At 72.0% G+C, this 25,252-nt stretch carries 23 protein-coding genes; 8 read left to right on the forward strand and 15 right to left on the reverse strand.

Features of this window, described 5'->3' with window-relative positions; all coding sequences use genetic code 11:
* Window positions 1-350: 350 nt before the first annotated feature.
* The gene (locus ACFY2Z_RS14260) at window positions 351-2,174 is read left to right on the forward strand and encodes a hypothetical protein (RefSeq protein WP_390744460.1); all 1,824 of its coding nucleotides are present in this window, start codon (window positions 351-353) and stop codon (window positions 2,172-2,174) included.
* A 31-nt stretch (window positions 2,175-2,205) separates the two neighbouring features.
* On the opposite strand, the gene ACFY2Z_RS14265 is transcribed toward ACFY2Z_RS14260, so the two are convergent.
* Together ACFY2Z_RS14265 and ACFY2Z_RS14270 are read right to left on the reverse strand one after the other, a co-directional pair.
* Window positions 2,206-2,781, reverse strand: a complete 576-nt coding sequence (locus ACFY2Z_RS14265; protein ID WP_390744461.1) for a hypothetical protein — start codon at window positions 2,779-2,781, stop codon at window positions 2,206-2,208.
* 9 nt (window positions 2,782-2,790) lie between these two features.
* Window positions 2,791-3,645: a nucleoside/nucleotide kinase family protein gene (locus ACFY2Z_RS14270; protein ID WP_390744462.1), complete on the reverse strand. Its 855-nt coding sequence runs from the start codon at window positions 3,643-3,645 to the stop codon at window positions 2,791-2,793.
* Window positions 3,646-3,662: 17 nt separating this feature from the next.
* Between ACFY2Z_RS14270 and ACFY2Z_RS14275 the strand changes: the two genes are divergently transcribed.
* Both ACFY2Z_RS14275 and ACFY2Z_RS14280 read left to right on the forward strand, forming a co-directional pair.
* Window positions 3,663-4,403, forward strand: coding sequence for a beta-phosphoglucomutase family hydrolase (locus ACFY2Z_RS14275; protein ID WP_311694619.1), 741 nt, complete (start codon window positions 3,663-3,665; stop codon window positions 4,401-4,403).
* Window positions 4,400-6,757, forward strand: a complete 2,358-nt coding sequence (locus ACFY2Z_RS14280) for a glycoside hydrolase family 65 protein (RefSeq protein WP_390744463.1) — start codon at window positions 4,400-4,402, stop codon at window positions 6,755-6,757. Before ACFY2Z_RS14275 ends, ACFY2Z_RS14280 begins: the two co-directional genes overlap by 4 nt.
* A 96-nt stretch (window positions 6,758-6,853) precedes the next feature.
* Here the strand turns inward: ACFY2Z_RS14280 and ACFY2Z_RS14285 are convergent, their stop codons facing one another.
* From ACFY2Z_RS14285 to ACFY2Z_RS14300, 4 genes are all read right to left on the reverse strand, one after another.
* Complete coding sequence (locus ACFY2Z_RS14285) at window positions 6,854-8,098, reverse strand: serine hydrolase domain-containing protein (RefSeq protein ID WP_390744464.1); 1,245 nt, start codon at window positions 8,096-8,098, stop codon at window positions 6,854-6,856.
* 203 nt (window positions 8,099-8,301) lie between these two features.
* On the reverse strand, window positions 8,302-8,607 hold the full coding sequence (locus ACFY2Z_RS14290; protein ID WP_390744465.1) for a DUF1232 domain-containing protein: 306 nt from the start codon (window positions 8,605-8,607) through the stop codon (window positions 8,302-8,304).
* Window positions 8,608-8,731: 124 nt separating this feature from the next.
* Window positions 8,732-9,115 carry a hypothetical protein gene (locus ACFY2Z_RS14295; protein ID WP_390744466.1) on the reverse strand — a complete coding sequence of 128 codons (384 nt, stop codon included), beginning with the start codon at window positions 9,113-9,115 and terminating at the stop codon, window positions 8,732-8,734.
* A 333-nt stretch (window positions 9,116-9,448) separates the two neighbouring features.
* On the reverse strand, window positions 9,449-10,369 hold the full coding sequence (locus ACFY2Z_RS14300) for a MurR/RpiR family transcriptional regulator (protein WP_390744467.1): 921 nt from the start codon (window positions 10,367-10,369) through the stop codon (window positions 9,449-9,451).
* A 202-nt stretch (window positions 10,370-10,571) separates the two neighbouring features.
* On the opposite strand from ACFY2Z_RS14300, the gene ACFY2Z_RS14305 reads away from it, so the two are divergent.
* Complete coding sequence (locus ACFY2Z_RS14305; RefSeq protein WP_390744468.1) at window positions 10,572-10,961, forward strand: hypothetical protein; 390 nt, start codon at window positions 10,572-10,574, stop codon at window positions 10,959-10,961.
* 105 nt (window positions 10,962-11,066) lie between these two features.
* Here ACFY2Z_RS14305 and ACFY2Z_RS14310 read toward each other — a convergent pair whose 3' ends face one another.
* On the reverse strand, window positions 11,067-11,903 hold the full coding sequence (locus tag ACFY2Z_RS14310) for a hypothetical protein (protein WP_390744469.1): 837 nt from the start codon (window positions 11,901-11,903) through the stop codon (window positions 11,067-11,069).
* Window positions 11,904-12,279: 376 nt separating this feature from the next.
* Here ACFY2Z_RS14310 and ACFY2Z_RS14315 point away from each other — a divergent pair, with 376 nt between their 5' ends.
* Window positions 12,280-13,263, forward strand: a complete 984-nt coding sequence (locus ACFY2Z_RS14315) for an aldo/keto reductase (RefSeq protein ID WP_390744470.1) — start codon at window positions 12,280-12,282, stop codon at window positions 13,261-13,263.
* A gap of 19 nt (window positions 13,264-13,282) precedes the next feature.
* Here the strand turns inward: ACFY2Z_RS14315 and ACFY2Z_RS14320 are convergent, their stop codons facing one another.
* Entirely contained in the window at window positions 13,283-13,570 is a 288-nt protein-coding gene (locus tag ACFY2Z_RS14320; protein WP_390744471.1) for a hypothetical protein, read from the reverse strand.
* Window positions 13,571-13,820: 250 nt separating this feature from the next.
* Here ACFY2Z_RS14320 and tgmA point away from each other — a divergent pair, with 250 nt between their 5' ends.
* Together tgmA and tgmB are read left to right on the forward strand one after the other, a co-directional pair.
* Entirely contained in the window at window positions 13,821-14,012 is a 192-nt protein-coding gene (gene tgmA, locus ACFY2Z_RS14325) for a putative ATP-grasp-modified RiPP (protein ID WP_388970603.1), read from the forward strand.
* A 14-nt stretch (window positions 14,013-14,026) separates the two neighbouring features.
* Complete coding sequence (tgmB, locus tag ACFY2Z_RS14330; protein ID WP_390744472.1) at window positions 14,027-14,983, forward strand: ATP-grasp ribosomal peptide maturase; 957 nt, start codon at window positions 14,027-14,029, stop codon at window positions 14,981-14,983.
* Window positions 14,984-15,040: 57 nt separating this feature from the next.
* Here the strand turns inward: tgmB and ACFY2Z_RS14335 are convergent, their stop codons facing one another.
* The 3 genes from ACFY2Z_RS14335 to ACFY2Z_RS14345 form a co-directional block, all read right to left on the reverse strand.
* Complete coding sequence (locus ACFY2Z_RS14335; protein ID WP_390744473.1) at window positions 15,041-16,666, reverse strand: serine/threonine protein kinase; 1,626 nt, start codon at window positions 16,664-16,666, stop codon at window positions 15,041-15,043.
* 175 nt (window positions 16,667-16,841) lie between these two features.
* Window positions 16,842-18,074: a 4-hydroxybenzoate 3-monooxygenase gene (locus ACFY2Z_RS14340; RefSeq protein WP_390744474.1), complete on the reverse strand. Its 1,233-nt coding sequence runs from the start codon at window positions 18,072-18,074 to the stop codon at window positions 16,842-16,844.
* A gap of 57 nt (window positions 18,075-18,131) precedes the next feature.
* Window positions 18,132-19,103: an LLM class F420-dependent oxidoreductase gene (locus ACFY2Z_RS14345; RefSeq protein ID WP_390744475.1), complete on the reverse strand. Its 972-nt coding sequence runs from the start codon at window positions 19,101-19,103 to the stop codon at window positions 18,132-18,134.
* 186 nt (window positions 19,104-19,289) lie between these two features.
* On the opposite strand from ACFY2Z_RS14345, the gene ACFY2Z_RS14350 reads away from it, so the two are divergent.
* A complete protein-coding gene (locus tag ACFY2Z_RS14350; RefSeq protein ID WP_390744476.1) occupies window positions 19,290-20,771 on the forward strand; it encodes a serine hydrolase domain-containing protein in 1,482 nt (493 codons plus the stop codon).
* Here the strand turns inward: ACFY2Z_RS14350 and ACFY2Z_RS14355 are convergent.
* The 4 genes from ACFY2Z_RS14355 to ACFY2Z_RS14370 form a co-directional block, all read right to left on the reverse strand.
* Window positions 20,737-21,444, reverse strand: a complete 708-nt coding sequence (locus ACFY2Z_RS14355) for a PP2C family protein-serine/threonine phosphatase (protein WP_390744477.1) — start codon at window positions 21,442-21,444, stop codon at window positions 20,737-20,739. The two genes, ACFY2Z_RS14350 and ACFY2Z_RS14355, sit on opposite strands and share 35 nt — an antisense overlap.
* A 225-nt stretch (window positions 21,445-21,669) precedes the next feature.
* The gene (locus ACFY2Z_RS14360; protein ID WP_390744478.1) at window positions 21,670-22,020 is read right to left on the reverse strand and encodes a UBP-type zinc finger domain-containing protein; all 351 of its coding nucleotides are present in this window, start codon (window positions 22,018-22,020) and stop codon (window positions 21,670-21,672) included.
* The gene (locus tag ACFY2Z_RS14365; protein ID WP_390744479.1) at window positions 22,017-23,516 is read right to left on the reverse strand and encodes an ATP-binding protein; all 1,500 of its coding nucleotides are present in this window, start codon (window positions 23,514-23,516) and stop codon (window positions 22,017-22,019) included. The genes ACFY2Z_RS14360 and ACFY2Z_RS14365 overlap by 4 nt, the downstream gene beginning before the upstream one ends.
* Window positions 23,517-23,538: 22 nt before the next feature.
* Complete coding sequence (locus ACFY2Z_RS14370) at window positions 23,539-25,218, reverse strand: FAD-dependent oxidoreductase (RefSeq protein WP_390744480.1); 1,680 nt, start codon at window positions 25,216-25,218, stop codon at window positions 23,539-23,541.
* Window positions 25,219-25,252: the final 34 nt, after the last annotated feature.

The raw sequence follows: 25,252 nt of genomic DNA on the forward strand, positions 1-25,252 counted from the left end.
GTGTGCGAACGGCGGTGACACGCGGCGGGTTCGATGACCCATGAGTCAGGGGATCGCCCGTCGGGTCATGTGATGCCTACGTGAAGATGTACGGCCGTGCCGTGTCCCCTCGACGAGGGCCCGGCGACCGGGACATGTCCTCGGGGTGAAGGCGGTCGGCCCGGCTCACAGGAACGGTCGCGCCGTCACCCTCCTCGCGGACCGGACCGGACCGGACCGGACCGGCGTCGTACGGCGCGAAGTTCGCCCCGTCGACGCTCGCGCTCCTTCCGGCGCTCATCTGCCCTCCCGTCCTCCCGGAGAAGCTGCCGGAGGGACCGGCGACCTCCGGCAAGGAAGGGCTGACCGACGTGCATCTCCCTTACCAGCGTGGTCCGTTGCACGATCTGGCGGACACTCCGGAGGCCTACGACGCCGTCCTCGCCGTGGTCGGGGAACAGGCTCTCGCGCGCATGACCCCCGAGGGCAGTCTCGAACACCCCGCCGCTCTTCTGGACATCGGCGACACCTCGCTGGGCATCACCTCGCTGCTGGCGCTCGCCTGGCAGCGGACCGGGGACCCGAGGCAGGCCGAGGCGGTCCGCCGCAGCCTCGCCTTCCATCTGCGCGAGCGGGTGTTCACCGAGGACAACCCGGGCTATCCCAATCTCACCGTGCGCAACTCGGGTCTCCCGTACGCCCGTTACGTCCTGGCGCCGGGGGCGCACCCCATCGGTGACTGGCCGAGCACGGTGTGGGCGCTGCTCCAGGCGGTCAACGTCCTGGACGCGGCCGACGGGCTCCTCGACGTCGAACAGCTGGCCGCGCTCACGAGGGTGGCGCACGGCTACTGGCGCCGGCTCACCGAGGCGACCTTCTTCAATCCGCAGGAGGCGGGCAACCAGGCCATCGGCTGTGTGGTCGGCGGGCTGATGATGGCGCGCCATCTGCCGGCCCCCGAGGGCGAGCGGGTCCGCGAGCGGGCGCTGCGTCTGTACGCCGACGAGATCCACGCCCGCCGGGTGCCGGACCGGGGCGCGCTGCTGCCGCCCGAGCACAAGGGCGCCTACGACAACAACTACGGCCCGATCTCGCTCTCCTTCCTCGCCCAGGCGCACCGGGTGAGCGGTGAGGACGTCTTCGCCGAGGACGGCGACGCACTCGCCCGCTACATCGACGCCCGCCTCACCAACGGCGGCTTCGACATCGGCGGTCCGCGCTACAGCGAACAGCACTGCGGTTTCGAGGCCGTGCTGGGGCTGCGCTACTTCAGCCGGCGTATCCGCGCCGACCTGGGCCGCTATCGGGGCGACACACGCTGGGGGCGGCACGCGACCCAGCCCGACGGGGGCGTCGACGGGCACTTCGCCTTCATGCTGGTCTGGCAGATCCAGGACCCCACCCGCTGGCACCGGGCGCCGTCGGCGGCGGTCGCCCGCCACCAACTCCGGGCCGGCGCCGTCTCGGTGGCCTTCGACGGCCGGATGACCCCGGCCCTGGTCGAGGCGGCGGGCACCTACTATCTGCCGGCCGCGGTCGACCGCCGGCACGGCTTCGGCCCGGTCGTCGACGGCTTTCTGCTGTGCCGGCCGATGGGCGCGGTCCGGGTACGGGACGTCCGTACGGACGGGCTGGCGGCCAGACTCGTCACCCAGCCCGTCGTGGACCGCGACCACGTCCTGCGTCATGTGCGGTCCCTGTACGTCACCGACGGCACCCGCCTGTGGGTCACGGTCGCCGTGGAACGCAGCGGCGGGACGCCGTATCTGCTGGCCGGGATGCCGTACGCCGCGGACGACGGCGACCGGGTGCGCAGGACCGCGGAGGGCGAGACGGCGTCGGCGGGCACCCTGCGTCTGACGCACCCCGAGGGCGCCGACACCTTCGACGCGCGCTCACACCTCACCCAGGAGGAGGCGGCGTTCGCCCTGGCGGCCGACCCGCGCGTGTACGGCGACCCGGACGAGGGCTGGCGCCATCTTGTCGCGTCAACGGCGCTGGAGGCCGGACCGGCCCCGGGCGCCCCGGAGGAACTGCACCTCTTCGCCGTGCGCTACGGCCCCGGCGGCCCGTTCGCCCCGGCCTTCGACCACTCCGAGCAGGGACTGACCGTACGCACGGAGGCTTTCACGGCCACGATCGGCGACCCGGCGGGCGACGCGCACGGCGAGCCGCTGCTCACCCTGCACGGATGAACCCGGGGGACCGGGCCGGTCGGGGGTGAGGTCAGCAGCGCAGGCCGACGACCCCCCACCCGCGCCGGTCCGCCTCGACGACCACCTCGCCCCATCCGCGCAGCAGCGACGCGAACTCGGCATGGTCCGACATCCACTTCTCCGGACCGCGCGCCGCATGGGCGTCGAAGGGCTCCCGCACCTCGTCCACCAGCGGCTCCGCCCGCGCCCAGAGCCGGGCCAGTGCCGACGCCTCGGCCGGAGTGCGGCACAGCAGCAGCTCCGACCGCCAGGACTCCGAGTCGTGCGGGGCGTCCTCCTCCTCGGGGTCCCACCGGATCCCCAGCCCGACGAGGAAGCCGTCCAGCGCGTCGCGCAGCTCGGGCACGGCGTGCTCGCGTACGTCGTCCCAGACCTCCCCGGCCCAGAAGTGGGGCTTGTACGAACCGAGGGTGTCGCGGAACTCGTGGACACCCCACCACGGCTCGCCCCGGGACGTCGGCCAGAACCAGCCGGCGTCCACGACCGCCGCGTCCGACTCCCCGTACAGCCGGTCCAGTCGCTCCCCGGCCGGAACCGCCTCCAGACGCGTCCAGTCGACGGCCATGACGGTGATGCCCAGACCCACGGCTGCAGCCTACGGCCGGGCCGCGGAACCGCTCGCCGTGGGCAGCGCGGTCTCGGGCACCACCAGGTCCGCGCGGTGGCGGGTCGTCGCCACCAGGTCCGCGTTGCGCTGGTCCGTGCCGGCCACCCACGCCACCGCGGTCTCATGGTCCTTGCCGAACTCCTCATGGCGGGCCACCAGCCGCCGGACGCGTTCGGTCTCGGCGATCTCGCAGAACCACACCTCGTCCACCAGCGGCCGGACCCGCGCCCAGGAACCCGTCTCCAGCAGCAGGTAGTTGCCCTCCGTGACGACGAGACGTGCCGACGGCGGCACCGGAATCACTCCCGCGAGCGGCTGTTCCAGCGTCCGCTCGAACCCCGGCGCGTACACGATCTCGCCGGTCGCCTCCTCGTGCTCCTCGCGCAGGCGCCGCAGCAGCGCCGCGTACCCGGCCGCGTCGAACGTGTCCGGTGCGCCCTTGCGGCCACGGCGGCCCAGGCGGTCCAGCTCGACGTCCGCGAGGTGGAAGCCGTCCATCGGGACGTGCGCCACCCATGCGGGCCCGTCGCCGTTCAGCTCCCGGACCAGTCGTTCGGCGAGCGTCGTCTTGCCCGCGCCCGGGCTGCCGGTGATGCCGAGGATCGCGCGGCGGCCGGGGCGCCCGAGGGACGCGGCCCGCTTCAGAAGGTCGTCGAAGGTCATAGGTGTCCGCGCTCGCTGCCGGGTCGAGGGGAGCCCGCTGGTGCGGCGGGCCGGATCAGGACATTGGACCACTCGGGCGCACGGGAACGCGAGAGGGGCGAACGGGCCGGGCGTCCCTGCGCCGACCGCGGTGGACGCCCGGCGGAATGTGGGGTTCACCACCCCCTGAGCGGCGTTCATGGGGGAAGGTGACTCCTATGACAGAGCTCGGTCTTCCGGACGGCATCCAAGCCTGCCTCTTCGACCTCGACGGGGTCATCACCAAGACCGCCGTCGTCCACGCGGCCGCATGGAAACAGACGTTCGACGACTTTCTGCGCCGACGGGACGGGGAGTCCTACCGTCCCTTCGACGAGGTCTCCGACTACGACGAGTACGTCGACGGGCGGCCCCGCGCCGACGGTGTCCGCACCTTCCTCGCCTCCCGCGACATCCGGCTGCCCGAGGGCGCCCCCGACGACCCGCCGGACCGGGACACGGTCCACGGCCTCGGCAACCGCAAGAACGAACTGCTGCTGGAACTGATCCGCACTCGCGGTGTCGAGGCGTACGAGGGCACGATCCGCTACATCGAGGCCGTACGCGCAGCCGGGCTGCGCACGGCCGTCGTCTCCTCCAGCGCCAACTGCCGTGACGTCCTGCGGTCCATCGGCGCCGAGGGCCTCTTCGACGTGCGCATCGACGGGATCGTGGCCGCCGAGCGGCAGCTGCCGGGCAAACCGCACCCGGACACCTTCCTCGCCGCCGCCCAGGACCTCGGCGTGGAGGCGAAGGCCGCCGCCGTCTTCGAGGACGCGCTGGCGGGCATGGACGCCGGGCGCTCGGGGCACTTCGGGTACGTCGTGGGCGTGGACCGCGTCGGCCAGGCGGACGCGCTGCGGGCGCACGGCGCCGATGTCGTCGTACGGGATCTCGCGGAACTGGGGGAGCGGTCGTGATCACGCACGCCTCGTACGCCACCGAACCCTGGGTACTGCGCGAGCGGGGATTCCATCCGGACGTCCTGCCGCAGAGCGAGTCGGTGTTCGCGCTGTCCAACGGGCATGTCGGCTGGCGTGGCAACCTCGACGAGGGGGAGCCGCACGGACTGCCGGGCTCCTATCTCAACGGCGTCCACGAGCGGCATCCGCTGCCGTACGCGGAGGCGGGTTACGGCTACCCGGAGTCCGGGCAGACCGTCATCGACGTCACCAACGGCAAGATCATCCGTCTGCTGGTGGACGACGAGCCCTTCGACCTGCGCTACGGCCGGCTGCACTCCCATGAGCGCGTCCTCGATCTGCGGGCCGGCACCCTCACCCGGACCTGCGAATGGACCTCACCCGCCGGTACGACGGTCCGGGTGCGCTCCACGCGGCTCGTCTCCTTCACCCAGCGTGCGATCGGCGCCGTCGCCTACGAGGTCGAGGCCGTCGACGCCCGGGCCCGGATCGTGGTGCAGTCGGAACTGGTCGCCAACGAGCAACTGCCGGGCCACGACGGCGACCCACGGGCCGCCATGGTCCTCGAGTCGCCGCTGGAGGCGGAGGACCACTTCGCGAAGAGCGGCCGGCTGCGGCTGGTGCACCGCACCCGCAGGAGCGGCCTGCGGGTCGGCGCCGCCGCCGACCACCTCGTCAGCGGCCCCGACCCGACCACCACCGACAGCGAGGCGAACGAGGACCTCGCCCGCCTCACCATCGCCACCGTGCTGGACCCGGGCGAACGGCTGCGCGTGGAGAAGTTCGTCTCCTACGGCTGGTCGGGCACCCGCTCGCTGCCCGCGATCAGCGACCAGGTGGACGCGGCGCTGGCCGCCGCCACGAGCGGGGGATGGTCCGCCCTCCTCGCCGAACAGCGCGGCTACCTCGACGAGTTCTGGGCGCGCTCCGACGTCGAGATCGACGGCGACGAACAGATCCAGCAGGCCGTACGCTTCGCCCTGTTCCATGTGCTGCAGGCCGGAGCCCGGGCCGAGCAGCGGGCGATCCCCGCCAAGGGACTGACGGGATCCGGCTACGACGGTCACGCCTTCTGGGACACCGAGATGTTCGTGCTGCCCCTGCTCACCTACACCTCGCCGGACGCGGTCGCCGAGGCGCTGCGCTGGCGGCAGAACACCCTGCCCGCCGCCCGGGAGCGGGCCGTCCAACTGGGCCTGCGGGGCGCGGCGTTCCCCTGGCGGACCATCGAGGGCTCGGAGGGGTCGGCGTACTGGCCCGCGGGCACCGCCGCGTTCCATGTGAACGCCGACATCGCCGACGCGGTCGTCCGCTACACTTCCGCCACCGGCGACGAGCGCTTCGACCGGGACACCGGGGTGGAACTCCTGGTGGAGACGGCCCGGTTGTGGCGCTCGCTCGGTCATCACGACCACCACGGCACGTTCCACATCGACGGGGTGACCGGCCCCGACGAGTACAGCGCGGTCGCCGACGACAACACGTACACCAACCTGATGGCCCGCGCGAACCTGTTCGCCGCGGCGGACGCCGTCGAACGCCATCCACGCCGGGCCGCGGAGCTGGACGTCGACGAGGAGGAGAGCGCCGCCTGGCGGGAGGCCGCCGAGGCGATGCACATCCCCTACGACGACGAACTGGGCGTGCACGAGCAGCACACCGGATTCACCCGCTACCAGCGCTGGGACTTCGCCTCGACGCGCCCCGACCAGTACCCGCTGCTGCTGCACTTCCCCTACTTCGACCTGTACCGCAAGCAGGTGGTCAAGCAGGCGGACCTGGTCCTGGCGATGTACACGTGCAGTCTCGCCTTCGACGCGGAGCACAAGGCGCGCAACTTCGCCTACTACGAACCCCTCACCGTGCGCGACTCGTCCCTGTCCGCCTGCTGCCAGGCGGTCATCGCGGCCGAGACGGGCCATCTGCGGCTCGCCTACGACTATCTGCACGAGGCCGCGCTGATGGACCTGCAGGACCTGGAGCACAACACCCGCGACGGCCTGCACATCGCGTCCCTGGCGGGTACCTGGATGGCGCTCGTCGCGGGCTTCGGCGGACTGCGCCATCACGGGGAGAGGTTCGCGTTCGCGCCGCGGCTGCCGGAGCAGTTCGGCCGGCTCGCCTTCACGCTCGAAGTGCGGGGCTGCCGACTGCGGGTGGAGATCGGCCGCACCACGGCCACGTACACCCTGCTGAGCGGTGGTCCGCTGGTGATCCACCACCACGGTGAACCGCTCACCGTGGACGCGGACAAGCCGCAGACCCGCGACATCCCGCCGGTCAAGCCGCGCCCGGCCCCGGAGCAGCCGCTGCACCGGCGGCCGAACCATCAGCCCGGCAGGGAGGAGTGACGGCGCCCTGCGGGGCCGGGCACGCCGCCTGAGTTCCGGTACGGGCGCCGGCATGCGCCGTGCGGCCGGGGGCGGGACCTCGGCCGCACGCATCTCTCAGTGGCGGGTGATGGCCGGTGCGATGTCCTCGTGCCGCTCGGTCGGCGCCGCGCCCCGCGTGACGACCGTGGTCGCCCGTGCGCCGCAGAAGGCGGCTTCGAGCGTACGGGCCATGGTGTTGAGGACCGACCCGTTGTTGGAGGTGTTCGCCAGCGCCGTGACGGTGCGTCTGCCGTCCTGCGAGGTGAACGCGTAGGTGTAGTAGCCCTGGACGGTGCCCGTGTGACCCACGACCGAGATGCCGCACGACAGGTCACGGCGGCGCAGCCCCAGCCCGTAGCCCTGGGTGCTGGTGACCGGCTCCCACTGCTCCATCTGCGTCAACTGCTCGGCGGGGAGCAGCGTGCCCTGCACCAGCGCCGAGAAGAACGTGTCCAGATCGCGGGTGCTGGAGATCATCGCGCCCGCGCTCTGCGCCCAGGACACGGTCTGCTCGGCGGAGTCCACCAGGGCCGCGCCGGCCTCGTCCGGTGTGAGGTAGCCGTTCGCGTGCGGCCCCGGGATCGCGGTGTCCGGGTGGACGTAGAACGTGTCGTGCAGTCCCAGCGGCTCGATGATCCGGTGGGTGTACTCCGTCCGCACGGAGTGCCCCGTCAGCTTCTCGATGAGCATGCCGGCGACGACGAAGTTGGTGTTCGAGTACGAGTACGCCGCGCCCGGCGCGTTGGTGCGCGGCTTCGCCAGCGACAGCTTCACCAGGTCCTCGTAGGAGAAGACCTTGTTGCGCACCGCCTCGAAGCCCGGCACGGTCTGCGCGAACATGTCGTTGGTGTAGTCGTACAGACCGCTGCGGTGGCTGAGCACATGCCGCACCGTGATCCGGTCGTCGGGCAGGAGCCCCGGCAGATACGTGTTCACCGAGGCGTCCAGGTCCAGCTTGCCCTCGCCGACGAGTTGCAGCAGGACGACCGTGGAGAAGCTCTTGGTGACGCTGCCGATCCGGAAGCGGTCCGTCGCGCCGATGCCTCGCCCGGTGGACCGGTCGGCGACACCCTCCGCCGCCGTGTACTGAGTGCCGTTGTCGTCGACGCGGGCCATCGCGCCCGGGGCGCCCTGCGCCAGCGCCGTGCGCAGCACATCGTCCAGCGCGGCCATGTCGGGCGCCGGCAGCGGCTCGGCCGTGGCCGTCCTGGGGGCGTGTCCGGGGGCGGCCGTCGTGGTGGCGGCGAGCGCGGGGACCGCCAGGAGGGACAGCAGGACGGCGCCGAGCGCCGTGCCCTTGCCCACCGTTGCTGAGACCATCAGCTCTTCTCTCCCAGTCTCCTTCTCCCGGTACCGGTTCCCGGCCCGGACCGCGCCCCGGATACGGGCGCCGGCATCATCTGTACGCGCCGCAGGGGTACGTGGGTTGCACCCACGCGGAGAAAGTCGCCAGGGAGAGTGAGGAGCAGGAGGGGGAGCCGCCGAGCGACCGCGCAGGGCACGGTCGCGCGGGCCGTCGCCGGTCAGTCGGGCAACGCGCCGTCGCCGCCCGGGAGTTCCCGCACCGGCATGGCGGCCCGCATCGACCTCAGGGCCAGCAGCAGTACGGCGATGTCGTCGAGGTAGACGGGATCGGGGAGCAGATCGGTCGGCAGCACCAGATAGAGGACCGCGCCCCAGAACACCCAGCGGGGCCCGGTCGGCAGTCCGGCACGCCGCAGATCGCGGCGGGTACGGACCAGTCGTAGCAGCAGCGCGATCGCCACGCCGAGCAGGGTGGCCGCGAGGACCGCGATGACGGCGATCACGGTCCAGCTCATGGAGTCCATGCACAGCTCCGGGCATCCGTAGGAGTCGTCCTCTCCTACGGATGCCCGGCTTCGCGGCGGACAGTGCCCGTCCCGGGCCGAATGCCCCGGACGGTCGCGAGGGGAACGGGCTTGCGGGGAGCGGTCAGTGGCCGCGCGCGGCGCTGCTGTCCACCAGGGCCTGGGTGACGGCGCGCACGCTGCGCGCGATGTGCTGGAGCTGCATCAGCTCGGCGGCGTAGAGCCGGATCGTGTGCTCGATGACCGACTCGGGCAGACCGAGTGCGGGCAGTTCCGCCCGCGCCGTCTGCAGCGCGGTCCGGGCGACCCGGACCTCGTGGTGCACCTGGATCTGCGCATGCCGGGCGAGCAGGACCGGATGGCGGATCAGGGCCGGGTAGCTGCCGTAGCGGGCGGGGACGAGTTCGCGCAGCCATCTGGTGGCCGATCGCTCCCAGTCGTAGCTGCCTGGTGTTTTGACCTGGCACGGCCAGTCCGAGCTGATCGGCGAGTACGTCGTCAAGGCCATGGTCTTCGCTTCCGGGTCACGTCGGCTCAGGATGTACGGCAGCTTGGGGGCGGCTCCGGCCAGGGGAGGGCCGGAGCCGCCGCCATGGACGCCCGCGCAGGCAGGGCCCGGCCGGACACCCGGCGCCCGTGGGTAGGAGCGGACGGCCCCGGTGGTCCGGTCGGCGTGGCCGGGAGGGGAAGCCCGGGTCACGATCCGCGAGCAGTATTTATATATACCGGTGGTTACGCAAGGACATGAAAAAATTCATCTGAGGTTTGGTGCGATTGATCCCGTCTTGCGCATGCGGCCCCCGCGAGCCCTTGAGGAAGACTTGAGGTTGGAGGGACCGGATCAGTCCTTGAGGAAGAACTGATGCTGGTCGGCGATCTGCTCGTACTCCTCGAGCCGGGCCTGTGTCCGCTCCGGGTCGGCGTCGGTCATGGCCTGCAGCAGCGCGGCGGCGATCAGGCCGGGGGCGGCGTAGGAGTCGAAGACCAGGCGCGAGCCGGTGCCGGTGGTGAAGACGACGTCGGCCTCGTCGGCCAGCAACCCCAGTGCCAGATCGGTGATCAGGGCGACCTTGAGCCCCGCACTGCGTGCCACCCGCAGCGCGGTCAGGCTCTCCTGAGCGTGCCGGGGCATACCGAACGCCAGCACCCAGGTGCCGCCCGCCTCCCGTGACTGGAGCAGCGCGTCGTAGGCGACCGTGCCGCCACGGGTCACCAGCCGTACATCGGGGTGGACCCGCCGGGCCCCGTAGGCGAAGTACTCGGCGAGGGAACCGGAGATCCTCAGGCCCATGACCGTCAGCGGCGTCGACTCCGACAGCGCACGCCCCACGCGGATCACCCGGTCCGGGTCGGCGAAGTCGCGGCGCAGGTTCTCCAGGTTCTCGATCTCGGCGTCCACGGCCGCCTGCAGCTCGTTGCTGCGCGATTCCGCCGGGGGGCTCGGGGTGCCGAGCGTGCTCAGGGCGATGGCCTGCAGCTTCTCCCGCAGCGCCGGGTAACCGCTGAAGCCGACGGCCGCCGCGAAACGCGTCACCGAGGGCTGGCTGACGCCCACCCGCTCGGCCAGGTCCGTGATCGACAGGAACGCCGCCTCGGTGATGTTCTCGATCAGATACTGGGCGATCCGGCGGTGCCCCGGAGACAGGCGGGGACCGTCGAACAGCTCTCTGAGCTGGGACGTCGAGCTGGCTCCCGCCTCAGGGGCCGTCTTCCCCGCAGTGATCGCAGACGCCTGCGCGCGTGTCTGCTGCGGCGATGGCACCGGACCGCCTCCTTCATGTCCCTCGGACCTTCAACATAGCTCACGGACGGCGCTGACCAGGGACCTTACGGCTCACTTCACAGCCGGCTCCCCGACAGGCGCACCCGCCGCCACGGCCGTACCGTCGTGCATGGGGAGCCGGGGGAGGGGTACCCGCGTCGCCCCGCGAAGGACGCGCCGGCCATGAAGGAGAGGAGCGGCCGTGAACTCGCCCGTAGCGCACGTACCACAGGTCGAGGTGGTGGTCAGCGACTGCTCGGCGACGGACGCCGGGAGCCTGTTCGCCGAACTGTGCCGGCATTTCGGCTCCGACCGCTGCGCCACCGACACACCGCACGAGACCTCCGGATCCCGGCCCACGATGTGGACCGGCACGTTCGACACCTCGGCGTCCCCCGGCGAGTCCCCGGGGAGGACGTCGGCACCGCCCCTGTCCGGTTCCGTGAAGGCCGAACTGCAGGGTGAGCCCCGGGCGGTGGAGCGTCTGCGCCAGGCTCTGGACGAGACCTTCGTCGTCCAGCAGCTGGGCGTGGTGGCGGGCGACCAGGAGATCGATGTCGAGCTGCGGCTGGAGAGCCGCCGGCCGGCCTGAGCCCACCGCCGCACCGGCGACACCGTCAGAGGGCGCGGCCGTCCGCGCCCTCTGGCTCGTAGGCGGCCACGGCTGCCCCGAGCCGACCGGGCGACGGGCCGGGCCTCACCCGTGGGGCGTCGGCTCCAGACAGCGGTGGAGCGAGGCCGTCAGCGCGGCGACGAAGGCGTCCCGGGTACGGCCGGGCACCAGGTCGAGGGAGAGATAGGGGTTGAGGTCCTCCAGCTCGACCAGCAGCAGATCCCCGTCCCGGGTGCGGCAGGCGTCCACGCGCTGGATCCCTCGGTCCAGTGTGTTCCAGTCGATGAAGCGCCGGGCGAAGGCCAGATCGGCGTCCGTGGCCTCGTAGGGTTCGAGGACCCAGCGCCGCTCGGGGTCCGGGGCGTGCAGCGCGTACTGGAAGGCGTCGTCGACGTAGTAGAAGGACACCTCGTAACGGAAGTCGATGCGCGGCTGGACCAGGATGTCGCCCCAGGTCAGCTCCGCCAGCCGGGAACGGGGCACGAAGTCCAGACCGATGGAGTCCGCCCCGGCCTTCGGCTTCACTGCGTACCGGGCCGCCTCGGGCAGCAGGCCGAGGTCCTCGGGGCGGGCCACCGTGGGTATGACCGGGAAGCCCGCTTCGGTCAGATCGAGCAGGTACCCCTTGCCCGCCATGTCGGCCCGTCCGGTCAGCGGGTTGTACACCCGGGTGCCGTGCGCGGCGGCGCGGGCGCGGAAGGCGTCGTAGGCCGCCCGGTAGTGCAGCACCGGTCCGCTGTTGCGTATGACGACGGCGTCGAAGCCGTCCATCAGCGCGGCGGCGTCCAGCGGATGGCACAGGGCGATGTCGAAGTCCGCGCGCAGCCGGGAGGACAGGTCGATGTCCTCGTCGCAGTAGCGCCGCCCGCGCGCCGGATACGCCAGGTCGGTCACGTACAGCAGACGGGGGCGGGCGGGCATGGGCGTCTCCTCGGTCGGTGCGACCCCAATCTAGTGCTCCGGTGGGCAACGATCGCCCGCCGCGACGCCCGGCACGAGCTCTCGCCGCACCGGCCGAAAGCCCGAGTACATCCAGTACGAGGCCTTCCGGCCGGCATTCCCCAAGCTCCTCGGGCAGGGGGGTACTCCCAGAGCGCGCTCCCCCGAGCTCTCGGCTTCGCTCGAGCAGGGGGACCCCCATGACGCCGCTCCCTCACGGGCCATCACCTGCCGAGGCACTGGTGCCCTGGCCGGCGGCCGGCTCCGGGCGGTGCCCGTCACCGGTGGGAGCGCGCCCCGGCGGCGCGCTGGACGGGGCGTCCCGTGCACGGGCGGGCCCGAGTGACACACTGGCCGCATGGAGGAACGAGAATTCCGCAGGTCGGGGCAGCACGCGTCGGTCATCGGCCTCGGCACCTGGCAACTGGGCGCGGACTGGGGCGATGTCGACGACAAGACCGCCCACGAGGTGCTGGAGGCGGCGGCCGAGTCCGGCGTGACGTTCTTCGACACCGCCGATGTCTACGGCGACGGGCGCAGCGAGCAGACCATCGCCGCCGTCCTGCTCGGCAGGCCCGACCTGCATGTGCTGGTGGCGACCAAGATGGGGCGCCGCGTCGACCAGGTCCCGCAGAACTACGTCATGGACAACTTCCGCGCCTGGAACGACCGTTCGCGCCGCAATCTCGGCGTGGACCAGATCGACCTGGTGCAGCTCCACTGCCCGCCGACACCCGTCTACTCTTCCAACGAGGTCTACGACGCCCTCGACACGCTCGTCGAGGAGGGCTGTGTCGCCGCGTACGGTGTGAGCGTCGAGACGTGCGCCGAGGCGCTGACCGCGATCGCCCGCCCGAATGTGGCGAGCGTGCAGATCATCCTGAACCCGTTCCGGATGAAGCCGCTGCGCGAGGTCCTTCCGGCCGCGCGGGAGGCGGGCGTGGGCGTCATCGCCCGGGTGCCGCTCGCCTCCGGCCTGCTGTCCGGGAAGTACACCAAGGACACGGTCTTCGCCGCCAACGACCACCGCTCGTTCAACCGGCACGGCGAGGCCTTCGATCAGGGCGAGACCTTCTCCGGTGTGGACTACGCGACGGGCGTGGACGCGGCGGCGGAGTTCGCCGCGCTGGCCCCGGAGGGCTTCACCCCGGCCCAGCTGGCGCTCGCCTGGATCATCCAGCAGCCGGGTGTGACGACCGTGATCCCGGGCGCCCGTTCGGCGGACCAGGCCCGCGCCAACGCGGCGGTCGCGAGGCTTCCCGCGCTGTCGCAGGAGACGCTCGACGCGATCGAGGACCTGTACGACCGGCGTGTCAAGGAGCAGGTGGAGGACCGCTGGTAGAACCGGGTCCGGCAGGGTGTCATGCCGTCAGGGCCGAGCGGCCGGCGCGGGTCGTGCCCCGCGCCGCGGCCCGTACCCGGTAGGTGGTCTTGGCCCGGTCCACCAACGGGTCCCCGAGCACGATCCGACCGGCCACGAGCAGCGCCTCGCACTCGTCGGTGGGCAGTGCCGCATGACGGCCGTCGGCCTCCCAACACCCGTAGCGGCGGCGGCCGTTGGCATGCACGGTGAGGAACACCGGTATGCGCTGGTCCATGATCAGGCGCAGCACTTCGGCAGCACGGACACTGAGCCGAGGGCGCGTCATGATCGGTCAGCCTTTCGAGGGCGCGGGCGGGCGGTCGTCCCGCCCCGGGGCGAGATGATCTTTACCCCGCATTGTTGCCGAGCGCACCGACAGTGCGCATCCGGCGTGCCGGAGAGTTCCCCGGAGGGCGACGGCCAGGTCCTGACAATGTGATGACCTTCACCCTGATGTGGCGGAAAGTGATGAATTCCTTACGGGTTGAGGACGTAAAGGGCTGAGAAGAGACAACTTTGGACCGTGGAGGTTTTTCGTGCGACCGTTCACCCTCAACTACGCCGTGCCCCGCGGGGTTCCGGTCACGGTGACGCCGTACCGCTTCGACGCCTCCCGGCAGTTGAACGTGCTGCCCGACGGCCGGCCCGCCGTGAGCGACCGGGCGCTGCTCCACGCGGCCGGCACGACGACGTCCACCGCCGGCTCCCAGACGCACTTCGACGACTGACGGCCCGCACCCGGATGACGGTTCTCATCCTCACGTCGGAGCAGGACGTGACCGCGGACCTGGCGGTGGCCGTGCTGCTGCAACGGGGCGTCCCCGTGATGCGGCTGGATCCCGCCGACCTCCCCGGCAAGGCGGTGCTGGCCGCCGACTACGCCCACGGCGACTTCGACGGCCATCTCTCGGTCAACGGGCATGTGCTGAGCATGGGCGGGCTCCGCTCGGTGTGGGTGCGCCGGCCCGGCGAGCCCGCCGCCCACGCGGCACACGCCTCCCGTTGGCTGACCGCCGAGACCCGGCAGGCCCTGTACGGCATGCTCTTCTCGGCCCCGACCCGCTGGATGAACCATCCCCGCAACGCCGAGCAGGCCCGCTACAAGCCGTGGCAGCTGCGGATCGCCCATCTCAGCGGCTTCGCCGTGCCGCCCACCGTCATCACCACCGCCCCGCGCGTCGCCGCGCAGTTCGCCGAGGAGTACCGCGAGGTGGTGGTGAAGTCCGCCTCGGGGCCGCCGCCGGACGCCCCGGAACTCGCGCTGCCCACCACGCTCATCGGGCCCGACACCGACTTCTCCGCCGTGGCGGCGGGCCCCGTCCTGCTCCAGCGCTATGTCCCCAAGCGGGCCGACATCCGGCTGACCTGTGTCGGCACCCGTCTGTTCGGTGCGCGCAAGAGGGCCGCGCCGGACCAGATCGACGGCCGCTACGGCGACACCGGGTACTCCTGGGAGGTCACGGCGGTGCCGGAGCGCGTCGCGAAGTCGGTGCACGAGTATCTGGCGCTGTCCGGACTCGCCTACGCGGCCTTCGACTTCGCCGAGGACGAGGACGGGCTGTGGTGGTTCCTCGAGTGCAATCAGGGCGGCCAGTTCGGCTTCATCGAACTGGAGACCGGGCAGGCGATCGCGGAGGCGGTCGCCGACTGGCTCGCCCTGCGGGCGTCGGACCGCCGTCTCCCCGAGGACCGTCGGTGACCCGCCGCGCCGGTGCACGGGAGCGGGTGCGCGGCCCCGGGGCCGGCGGCCCCGCCGTCACCCCGATGTCGTCCGGAAGCCGCGCAGGATCGCGTCCAGGGTCCGCTGGTCGGCCTTGCTGTTCGCGTCGGCGGCGGGGGTCGTCCAGCGCAGCGAGAAACCGCGGCCGCCACCGGTGAGGAAGCCACGGCCGTAGGTACGGAGCCGGACGCCGTCCACCGTGGACAGCCACACCATGTCGGCGCCCGGGTAGCCCTGGTAGGTCACGGCGCGGATGGTGCCCACGCGCGCGAAGTCCTCGTCCGTGCTCCGCAGGGACGTCTCCAGGTTCTGCCAGACCGCGACCGGGTCGTCGCCGAGGTGCACGCCGGCGGTGACCGTCAGGGTGCGCGGGTCCTTGCTCGCGCCGAAGGTCACCCGGTAGGTGTCCTGGGCGGCCCGGGTCGTGCTGAGGCGCTTCCACCCCCGTGGCAGGTCGACGGAGAAGCCCTCGTCGGCGACGAAGCGCTCGAGGTCCGGCTGCGGAGCACTGGGGGCACTCGACGACGGGGAGGCGGACGGGGAGGCGGACGGGGAGGCGGTCCCCGTTCTGCTCGCCTCCGTGGGGGGCGTCCGTCCGGCGCCGTCGCCGGACGGGGCCGCCGAGACGGCGGGCGGGCCGGAACGGGACGACTCCGCGCCGGCCGTGGGGGCGCCGCCGTGGTGGCCCGCCGTGGCCAGGACGGCGACGGACGAGGCCACGACCACCAGTCCCGCCCCCGCGAGCACCGACCGGCGTACGGCCGGCCTGCTCCAGGCCCGTCCCGCCCGGTGCGCGACCAGCAGGGCGGCGTTGGGGCCGGTCGCCGGCGTCTGCTCGGCGGACTCCGCCAGGTCCCCGTTCAGGATGCGCTCCAGGGAGGCACGCACCACCGGTTCCGGCACCCGCTCCAGGGCGCTGCGGCGCAGCAGTCCCGTCACGGCCGGCGTCAGCGGGCCGGACCTCACCGGGGTGCGCAGCGGCAGCCGGTCCACGGCGCGCAGGGTGGCCTCGGCGTCACCCCGGTCCTTGACCGGCGGACGGCCCTCCGTCATCGCGTACAGGAGCGCGCCCAGCGCCCACTGGTCGGCCGCGGGACCGGCGCTCGACCCGCGTGCCTGCTCGGGGGAGGCGTACGCGGGCGCGGTGACCCGCTGGGTGACGGACGCGCCGATCAGCCCGAACCCGGTCACCACGACCCCGCCGTCCTCCCGCACGAACACCTGGCCGGGGCTCAGGTCGCCATGGGTCATGCCCCTGCGGTGGGCGGCCTCCAGCACATCGAGGATGCCGATGCCGATCCGGGCGGCACGCACATGGTTGAGGGGCCCTCGGGCCAGGATCTCGCCCAGGGGCGTGCCCTCGATCCGCTCCGTCACGGTCCACAGGACACCGTTGTCCGCGATCACGTCGAGGACGGTGGCGGCCCCGTCCGGGCACAGCAGTTGCATCGCCTCCGAGTCGCGCAGGATCCGGGCGACCGTGCGGCGTATGCCGGCCTCGGGCGTCAGCGGGGCGAGCCGCGACCCGACCAGCGTGACCGGCCGCCCGAACTCGACGTCCCAGCCGAGCCCGACGGTCCGTCCCTCCTCCTGCTGGACGACTTCGAGCGTCCGGTACCGACCGGCAATCAGCTCCTCGGTGGAGGCCTGCCCGTGGTCCATCGTCACCCCTTGCTGCGCACCAGACTCTCCGGTTTCCCGGATGTACGGCGGACGTGACGGTGGGTGTTCAAAGAAAGGAGATTTCTTCGCGCCGGATTTCTCGCGGACCGGGTGCGCGGCTTGAACATCCGCTCACACGTGCGGAAACACGCTTCCTCGACTACTGGCCAGTAGGTTACTTTGGGTTACGGGTAGGGGGTGCGCCGATGTACGACTCGGCGAAGGCGGCCGCCGCGGCGGGGGAGTGGAACAGCCGCCGCAGCCGGGCCGTCGCATTGCCCGCGCGGAACGGATCGCCGGACGAAGGACCGTGCAGCAGCTCGGAGAACCACTCCGAGAACTCCTGGTACTCCCACACCCGGCGCAGACAGGCCGCCGAGTAGCCGCGCAGCGCCTCGCTCTCGCCCGTGCGGTGGTACGCGATCAGCGCGTCGGCGAGCAGCAGCGCGTCGTGCAGGGCGAGGTTCATGCCCTTCGCGGCGATCGGGGCGACGAGGTGTGCGGCGTCGCCCGCGAGGAGCAGCCTCCCGTACGCCATCGGCTGCATCACGTAGTTGTGCATGTCGAGCACCCGCTTCTCGATCAGCGGGCCCTCCGTCAGCGGGGGTGACCCCGTCACGGCCAGCCGTGTGCGCAGCTCCGACCAGACGCGTTCGTCCGGCCAGTTCTCCGGGTCGTCGCCGGGCGGGCACTGCAGGTAGTAGCGGGTGACCTGCGGGCCGCGGGCCATATGGGCGGCGAAACCACGCGGATGGATCCCGAAGACGACACAGTCCGACGACGGCGGCGCCTGCGCGAGCAGCGCCAGCCAGCCCACTCCGTAGTCCAGCCGGGCGAGGTGGGAGCGCTCCGCGGGCAGCGCGGCCCGGGTCACCCCGCGCGCCCCGTCGCACCCGGCGACGAAGGCGCACGCGATCCGGCGGCGCGTGCCCGAGCCGGGATCGGTGTACGACACCGACGGCCGCTCGGTGTCGATGTCGTGCAGCTCGACCTCGCGCACCCCGAACCGTATGTCCCCGCCCCTGACGTCCGCGTACTCCCGTACCAGGTCGGTCACCAGCAGTGGCTGGGGATAGACGAAGTGGTGATGGCCGGAGATCTCCGTGTAGGGGAAGCGGTGCCGTTCGCCGTCGATGCGGAACTCGCAGGAACTGTGCGTGGGTGCCCGTTCCAGCAGCCCCCCGGCGAGCCCGTGCCGCTCCAGGGCCCGCACCGCCCACTCCTCCAGGAACCCCGCCCGGGGCCGCTGCTCGATGAACTCCCGGCTCTCGGCCTCCAGGACGACGCAGTCGACGGAGGCGTCCCGCAGGATGTTGGCCAGGGTCAGCCCGGCCGGTCCGGCGCCGACGATGACGACGGGGACGTGCTGTTCGGACGGTGGGAAGGGGGTGGGGGAAGAGTTGATCACCCGCCCATTATGGCGGTGTACCGTCAACGGGGCCCCGGTGCACCCGTGTTGTGCGGCTCAGCGCAGCGACTCCCGCAGCGCGGGCAGCAGTTCCCTGGCCGCCCACTCGATGAACTCGGGCTGTGAGTCGCCGCCGATCTGTACGAGTGCGATCTCCGTGAACCCGGCCTCGGCGTAGGGCCGTACGGCCTCGGCGAAGTCCGCCGGGTCGTCGCCGCACGGGATCGAGGAGGCCACGTCCTCGGGCCTGACGTACTGCGTGGCCGACGCGAAGGAATCCGGGTGCGGCAGCTCGGAGTTGACCTTCCAGCCGCCGCCGAACCAGCGGAACTGCTCGTGCGCCCGCCGTACCGCGGCGTCCCGGTCGCGGTCGTAGCATACGGGCAGCTGCCCCACCCGGGGCTTGCCCTCGCCGCCGTGCCGGTCGAAGGAGGCGAGGAGTTCCCGCTTCGGCTCGGTGGCGATGACGAGGTCGGCGAGCCGGCCCGCCAGGGCGCAGGACCGCTCGCCGGAGACGGCGACACCGATCGGCGGTGGCTGGTCCGGCAGGTCCCACAGCCGGGCCGAGTCGACGTCGAAGTGCCTGCCGCGGCGGCTGACATGGCCGCCGCCGAACAGATCGCGGATGATTCCGATCGCCTCCTCCAGCATCTCGTGCCGGACCTCGATCGAGGGCCAGCCCCGGCCCACCACATGCTCGTTGAGGTTCTCACCGGAACCGAGACCCAGCCGGAACCTGCCCTGTGACAGCAGTTGCACGGTGGCGGCCTTCTGGGCCACCACCGCCGGGTGGTAGCGCACGCTGGGGCAGGTCACATACGTCATCAGCGGGATCCGCGAGGTGGCCTGCGCGGCGGCGCCCAGCACACTCCACGCGTACGGCGAGTGTCCCTGTTCCCGCAGCCACGGGAAGTAGTGGTCGGAGATCACGGAGAAGTCGAAACCGGCCTCCTCGGCGCGCACCACATGGTCGACGAGCGCACGCGGGCCCGCCTGCTCAGTCATCATCGTGTATCCGATATGCACCATAACGACGCGGGTTCCCGGTCCGCGGACACGAAAACGGGACAGCGGAACCGCCCCCCCGAGGCCACTTTCCGTCGGGATCATGGACATGTCCCGACCGGACGGTAAGGATGGCGGACAGAGCAAGGATGGCGGATACATCGAACCGCAGCCGTGCCCACCACCCGCGACCGCCAGGAGGCCCGTCGGATGAGCACCCGTCCGTTGCCCGTCGGCACGCCCGCCGAGCAGGGCGTCGACGCCCGCGGGATCCATGCGTTCCTCGACGCGGTGGAGGCGGCCCCGGACATCGAGCCGCACAGCGTCATGATCCTGCGTCATGGCCGGCTGGTGGCCTCCGGCTGGTGGGCACCGTACGCCGCCGACCGCCTCCATCTGCTGTACTCGCTCAGCAAGAGCTTCACCTCCACGGCCGCCGGGGTGGCCGTCGCCGAGGGGCTCCTCGACCTCGACGCGCCCGTCATCTCGTACTTCCCGGAGTTCGAGGCGGACATCACCGACCCGCGCAGCCGCGCCATGCTGGTCCGGCACGTCGCGTCCATGGCGAGCGGGCACCTCGCCGAGACCAACGACCAGGCGTTCGGCACCGACCGGGCCGAACCCGTGCGCGGCTTTCTGCTGATCCCGCCGGACCGGGACCCCGGCACCGTCTTCGCCTACAACCAGCCCGCGACCTACACCCTGGCCGCGATCGTGCAGCGCTGCTCCGGCCAGTCCCTCACCGAGTATCTGCGCCCCCGGATCCTGGATCCGCTCGGCATCGGCGAGGTCGCCTGGATCCAGCATCCGCGCGGCCGCGACCTCGGCTTCAGCGGACTGCACGCCACCACGGACGCCATCGCCCGCCTGGGCCTGCTGTACCTCCAGGACGGTGTCTGGGAGGGCAAGCGCCTGCTGCCGTCGTCCTGGGTCGCCGAGGCGACGCGCCCGCACATCCCCACCGCCGACGGCACGCTCGAGGGCATCGGCTCCGACTGGCAGCACGGATACGGCTTCCAGTTCTGGATGTCGCAGCACGGATACCGCGGCGACGGGGCCTACGGCCAGTTCTGCATCGTCCTGCCCCAGCACGACGCCGTGATCGCCACGACCGCGGCCACCGGGCAGATGCAGCAGCTGCTCGACGCGGTGTGGCGCCATCTGCTGCCCGCGTTCGGCCCCGACCCGCTCCCGGACCGCGCCGACGAGGACAAGGCGCTCCAGCACCGTCTCGACGGGCTCGCCCTGCCCCCGGTCGCCGCCCATCCCGCGCCCGGGACGGCCTCCGGGCTCTGGTCGGGGGCCCGGCTCACGCCCGAGGGCGGCCGCTGCGCCGACCAGCCCGGCCTGACCGCGGCCGAGATCTCCGGCCCGGACGGCGGCTGGACGGTGACCCTGGTGGAGGGCGACGACCGCCTCGTGCTGCGGGTCCCCGACTCCGGCTGGGCCCTCGACGAGGGGCGTGTCCCCACGGCGGTGAGCGGCGGCTGGACGGACCCGGACACCCTGCGGTTCGACGTCGTGTTCCTGCAGACACCGCACCGGCTCACCGTGACCGGCACCCTCGACGCGGACACCCCGGGCGCCGGCACCTTCACCGCCCGCTGGCACACCGCACCCCTGCACGGCGGCCCGCTGCGCCGCAACCGGGCACCCCTCAGGTCCCGAGAGGAGCCGGCACCACGCGGATGACCGCGGCGGTGACATTGTCCTCGCCGCCCGCGTCCAGGGCGCGGCTCACCAGTGCCCGCGCATCGGCCAGTACGTTCCGCCCCTGCCGCCCGAGCAACCTCAGCAGCCCGGCGGCGTCCGGCAGATGCCGCCACAGACCGTCCGTGCACAGCAGCAGTCGGCCGGGTACCCGGGGCCGGTGAGCCCGCACCCGTGCGGTCACCGGCCCGGCGTCGGCGCCCAGCCAGGCGGTGAGAGCGTCGTGGTCGCCCGTGTCGTCCTCGGACATGAGCAGGCCCGGCCCCTCGCCGGGCAGCCAGTAGGCCCGGCTGTCACCGATCCAGGCGCTCCAGATCCCCTCCGGACCGGCGACGCCCGCGACGAACGTACAGGCGGGCGCGCCGTCCCGCACGGCCGCCAGAGCGCTCACCGCCCGGCCCGCGCGCCCGGCCGCCTCGGCCAGCGCCACCTCCGGGAGCTGTCCCTCCCGCAGCCGGGCGATCAGGGCAGCCGCCGCGGCCTTGACGGCGACCCGGGCCGCACGCTCGGGCCGCGGTGACAGGGACACCCCGTCACAGACCACCCCGACCGTCCAGAGTCCGGTGGCGGCCAGCGCCAGGGCGTCCGCGTTGACCTCCCGCCGGTGGCCCCGGTCGCTGACCCCGGCCGCGTCGGCGCCCACGGTGATCTCCACATGCGCACGGAAGGCCGGCTGCGCCAAGCCGCAGTGCCAGCAGACGCCGTCGGGCGCAACCGCGCCGCCGCATCCGACACATTCCGTGGTTTCGGCCATCAGTCGGGCACCTCGACTCGCCCCGGCTCGCCGCAGCCGGGGATCAGGGGCTGCCGACGGGCCGTCAGACTCGCGCCCGGTCCCGTGCCGGGCGTCGCGAGCCGGTGAACCTTTCCGTTCACGGCACTAGCGGAGCGTGTCCGCCCAGTTCGCCGGGACACGGCCCGCCGGCCCCGGTACCGGCTGGTCGAGCGGATGGGAGACCGGGGGAGCCAGCTCGGGCCCCGATTCGTACAACTCGGAGGTGGTGTAGTCCCAGAACCAGTCCTCCTCCGGCTCGAAGCTGCGGATCACCGGGTGCCCGGTGGCGTGGTAATGGGCCGTCGCGTGCTTGGCGGGGGAGTCGTCGCAGCAGCCGATGTGCCCGCACTGCGCGCAGCGCCGCAGATGGACCCACCACCCACCCGCCGCGTCGCACTCCGCGCAGCCCGTGCCGCCGGGCGGGACGCTGGGATCGATCCCGCTGGCTGTCGTCATGATGCCTCCACTGGTGTCTCGGAACCGGGCTGCGTGCCGGAGTTCTGCTGCGGGACGTCGGAGGCCGCGGCGGTGAGCGGCAGCCACACCTGGAACCGGGTGTCCCCCGGCTCCGATCGGACGTCCATGCTGCCGTGGTGCTTGTTGACGACGATGCGCCAGGAGATGTCCAGGCCGAGTCCGGTGCCCTGGCCGACCGGCTTCGTGGTGAAGAACGGGTCGAAGATACGGCCGCGGATGTCCGGCGGCACGCCGGGACCCGTGTCACGGAACTCGACCAGCAGCCGATCCCGGTCGAGCGCCGTTCGCACGGTCAGCGTCCCGTCCCCGTCGACCTCGTTCATGGCCGACACCGCGTTGTCGACGAGGTTGGTCCACACCTGGTTCAGCTCGCCGGGGTAGGCGGGGATGTTCGGCAGGGTGCGGTCGTAGTCCTTGACCACGGTGATCCGGGGGCCGAGCTTGGCGGAGAGCATCATCAGGGTGCTGTCGAGGAGTTCGTGCACATCGACGACCTGGTACGGGGCCCGGTCGAGCTGCGAGTACTGCCGCGCCGCGTTCACCAGGGTGGAGACCCGGGTCGTGGAGTCCTCGATCTCGTTCATCAGCAGCTCGGTCTCGACCGTGTAGTTGAGCCAGCGGATCGCGCCCTCCAGGGTTCCCTCGTCCACGGCCGCCTCGACCTGGTCCAGCCAGTCCGTGTCGAGGCCGGCCTGCACAAAGGTCGGCGCGAGCTGCCAGCCGCCCTGGATGCCGTGGCCGTCCAGCCAGTCGCCGATGGCGTCCTCGCGGTCGGATGCCTCAAGAGGACTGAGCGGGACGGCCTTCGCGACCTGCTCCGCCGTCCGCTCCTGGATGTCCACCAGCGTCAGCAGCGCGTCCGGCTCGTACCGCCCGGCCGCGATCACCCCGAGTTTGTGCCGCATCCCGGCCACCCGCTCGCGCAGCGCCGACGTGGCACTCACGGCCGCGGCCGCCGGGTTGTTGAGCTCATGGGTGAGACCCGCGGACAGGGAGCCCAGCGCCAGCAGCCGTTCCCGCTGGTTGACGACCTGCTGGATGTTCTTGATGCCGAAGAACAGCCCCTCCAGCAGATGCACGGCCATCGGGAACCAGTCCCGCATCACGGAGGCGAACGTCTCGGCGGGCAGGATGAAGAACCGCGAGGGTTCGGTGACCCGCATCGAGGCGTTGTACTGGGCCGCCCGCGCCCGGTCGCCCAGATACGCCTGGAAGGCGCCCGAGTACACGCCGCGCTGCGAGGTCCGGTTGGTCTCCACATCGTCGTCGCCGACCCGCCGCGAGAGCACCAGCGTGCCTTCGAGGAGCACGAAGAAGCAGGTGGCGGGGTCGCCCTCGGTGTACACCGGGCCGGGCTCGAACTCCTCCACGCGCCCTTCCCGGCACAGCCGCGCCAACTGCTCGTCGCTCAGCTTCTCGAACAGGAAGAGTGATTTCAGCTCCGCCTTGTCGCACAACATCGGCCGGCTGCTCATGTCCGCTCCCCGGGCTGTGGGTTCATGACTGCTCCAGATACCGGTGGACGAGCATCACGGCCATCGCGCCCTCGCCCACCGCGGAGGCGACCCGCTTGGCGGACTCGGCGCGTGCGTCACCTGCCACGAACACACCGGGGACGTTGGTCTCCAGGTGGTACGGGGGCCGGTCCAGCTCCCAGTCCGGCGGCGGCTGCCCGTCGCACGTCATGTCGGGGCCGGTCAGGATGAAGCCGTGGTCGTCGCGCAGCACGGTCCCCTCCAGCCACTCCGTCAGCGGAGCCGCCCCGATGAACACGAACAGCCATGGTGTGTCGACGAGTTCGGTCTCTCCCGTCGACACGTCCCGCAGCGTCAGCTGCTCCAGGTGCTGGGTGCCGTGCGCCGCGTCCACCACGGTGTTGGTGCGCACGACGATGTTCGGCGTCTCGGCGATCTGCTGGACCAGATAGTGCGACATCGACGCCGACAGGGACTTTCCGCGTACGAGCAGGGTGACCGACTTGCAGTTGCGGGACAGGAACATCGCCGCCTGGCCCGCGGAGTTGGCACCGCCGACGATGTACACGTTCTGGCCCGTGCAGGCCGGGGCCTCCGTGAGCGCCGCGCCGTAGAAGACCCCGCGCCCCGTCAGATCCCGCAGGCCCGGGGCCGCAAGCTGCCGGTAGGACACACCGGTCGCCAGGATCACACTGTGCGCGGAGATGGCGGGCCCGTCCGAGAACCGCACGATCCGCGCGGCCCCGTTGACCTCCAGGGCGGACACCTCCCGCGCGGTGAGGATCTCCGCGCCGAACTTCTTGGCCTGCCGTCGCGCCCGGTCGGTCAGCTGGGCGCCCGACACCCCGTCGGGAAAGCCGAGATAGTTCTCGATCCGGGAGCTCTGCCCGGCCTGTCCGCCGGTGGCGGACCGCTCCACGAGGAGCGTCCGCAGCCCCTCCGACGCCCCGTACAGCGCGGCCCCGAGCCCGGCGGGCCCGCCGCCGATCACCACGAGGTCGTAGAACTCGGCGGTCGGGTTCGTCGCCAGCCCGACGTGCTCCGCGAGCTCCGCGTCCTCCGGCTCGACCAGCGGGGTGGCGTCAGGGGTGACGACGAGCGGCAGCCGCTCCCCGTCCTCCCCGGCCGCCGCCAGCAGCCGCCTGCCCTCCGGGGTGTCGACCGAGTACCAGCGGTAGGGCACCTGGTTGCGGGCGAGGAAGTCGCGGACCTGCGCGGACCGTGCCGACCAGCGGTGCCCGACCACCTTGGTGGTGGGCACCGGCCGGTAGTCCGAGGTCCGCCACGCCTCCAGCAGATCGTCCAGGACCGGGTAGAGCTTCTCCTCCGGCGGGTCCCACGGCTTGAGGAGATAGTGGTCGAGGTCGATCACGTTGATCGCGTCGATGGCCGCGTTCGTGTCCGCGTAGGCGGTCAGCAGCACCCGCCGGGCACCCGGGTAGACGTCCAGGGCCAGTTCCAGGAACTCGATGCCGTTCATCTCCGGCATCCGGTAGTCGGCCATGATCACGGCCACCAGATCGCCGCGCAGCTTCAGTTCCCGCAGTGCGTCCAGCGCGCTCTGGCCGGACTCGGCCCGCACGATGCGGTACGACTCGCCGTACCGGCGCCGAAGATCACGGGCCACGGCGCGCGACACCCCGGGATCGTCGTCCACGGTCAGGATGACGGTCCGTGCAGCTGCACCGGCAGCCTGTGTCATAGAGTCTCCCGCCCCGAACTCTTCGCGTCTCGCC

Source organism: Streptomyces sp. NPDC001222, assembly GCF_042896945.1.
In the GTDB taxonomy this organism is placed as follows: domain Bacteria; phylum Actinomycetota; class Actinomycetes; order Streptomycetales; family Streptomycetaceae; genus Streptomyces; species Streptomyces gibsoniae.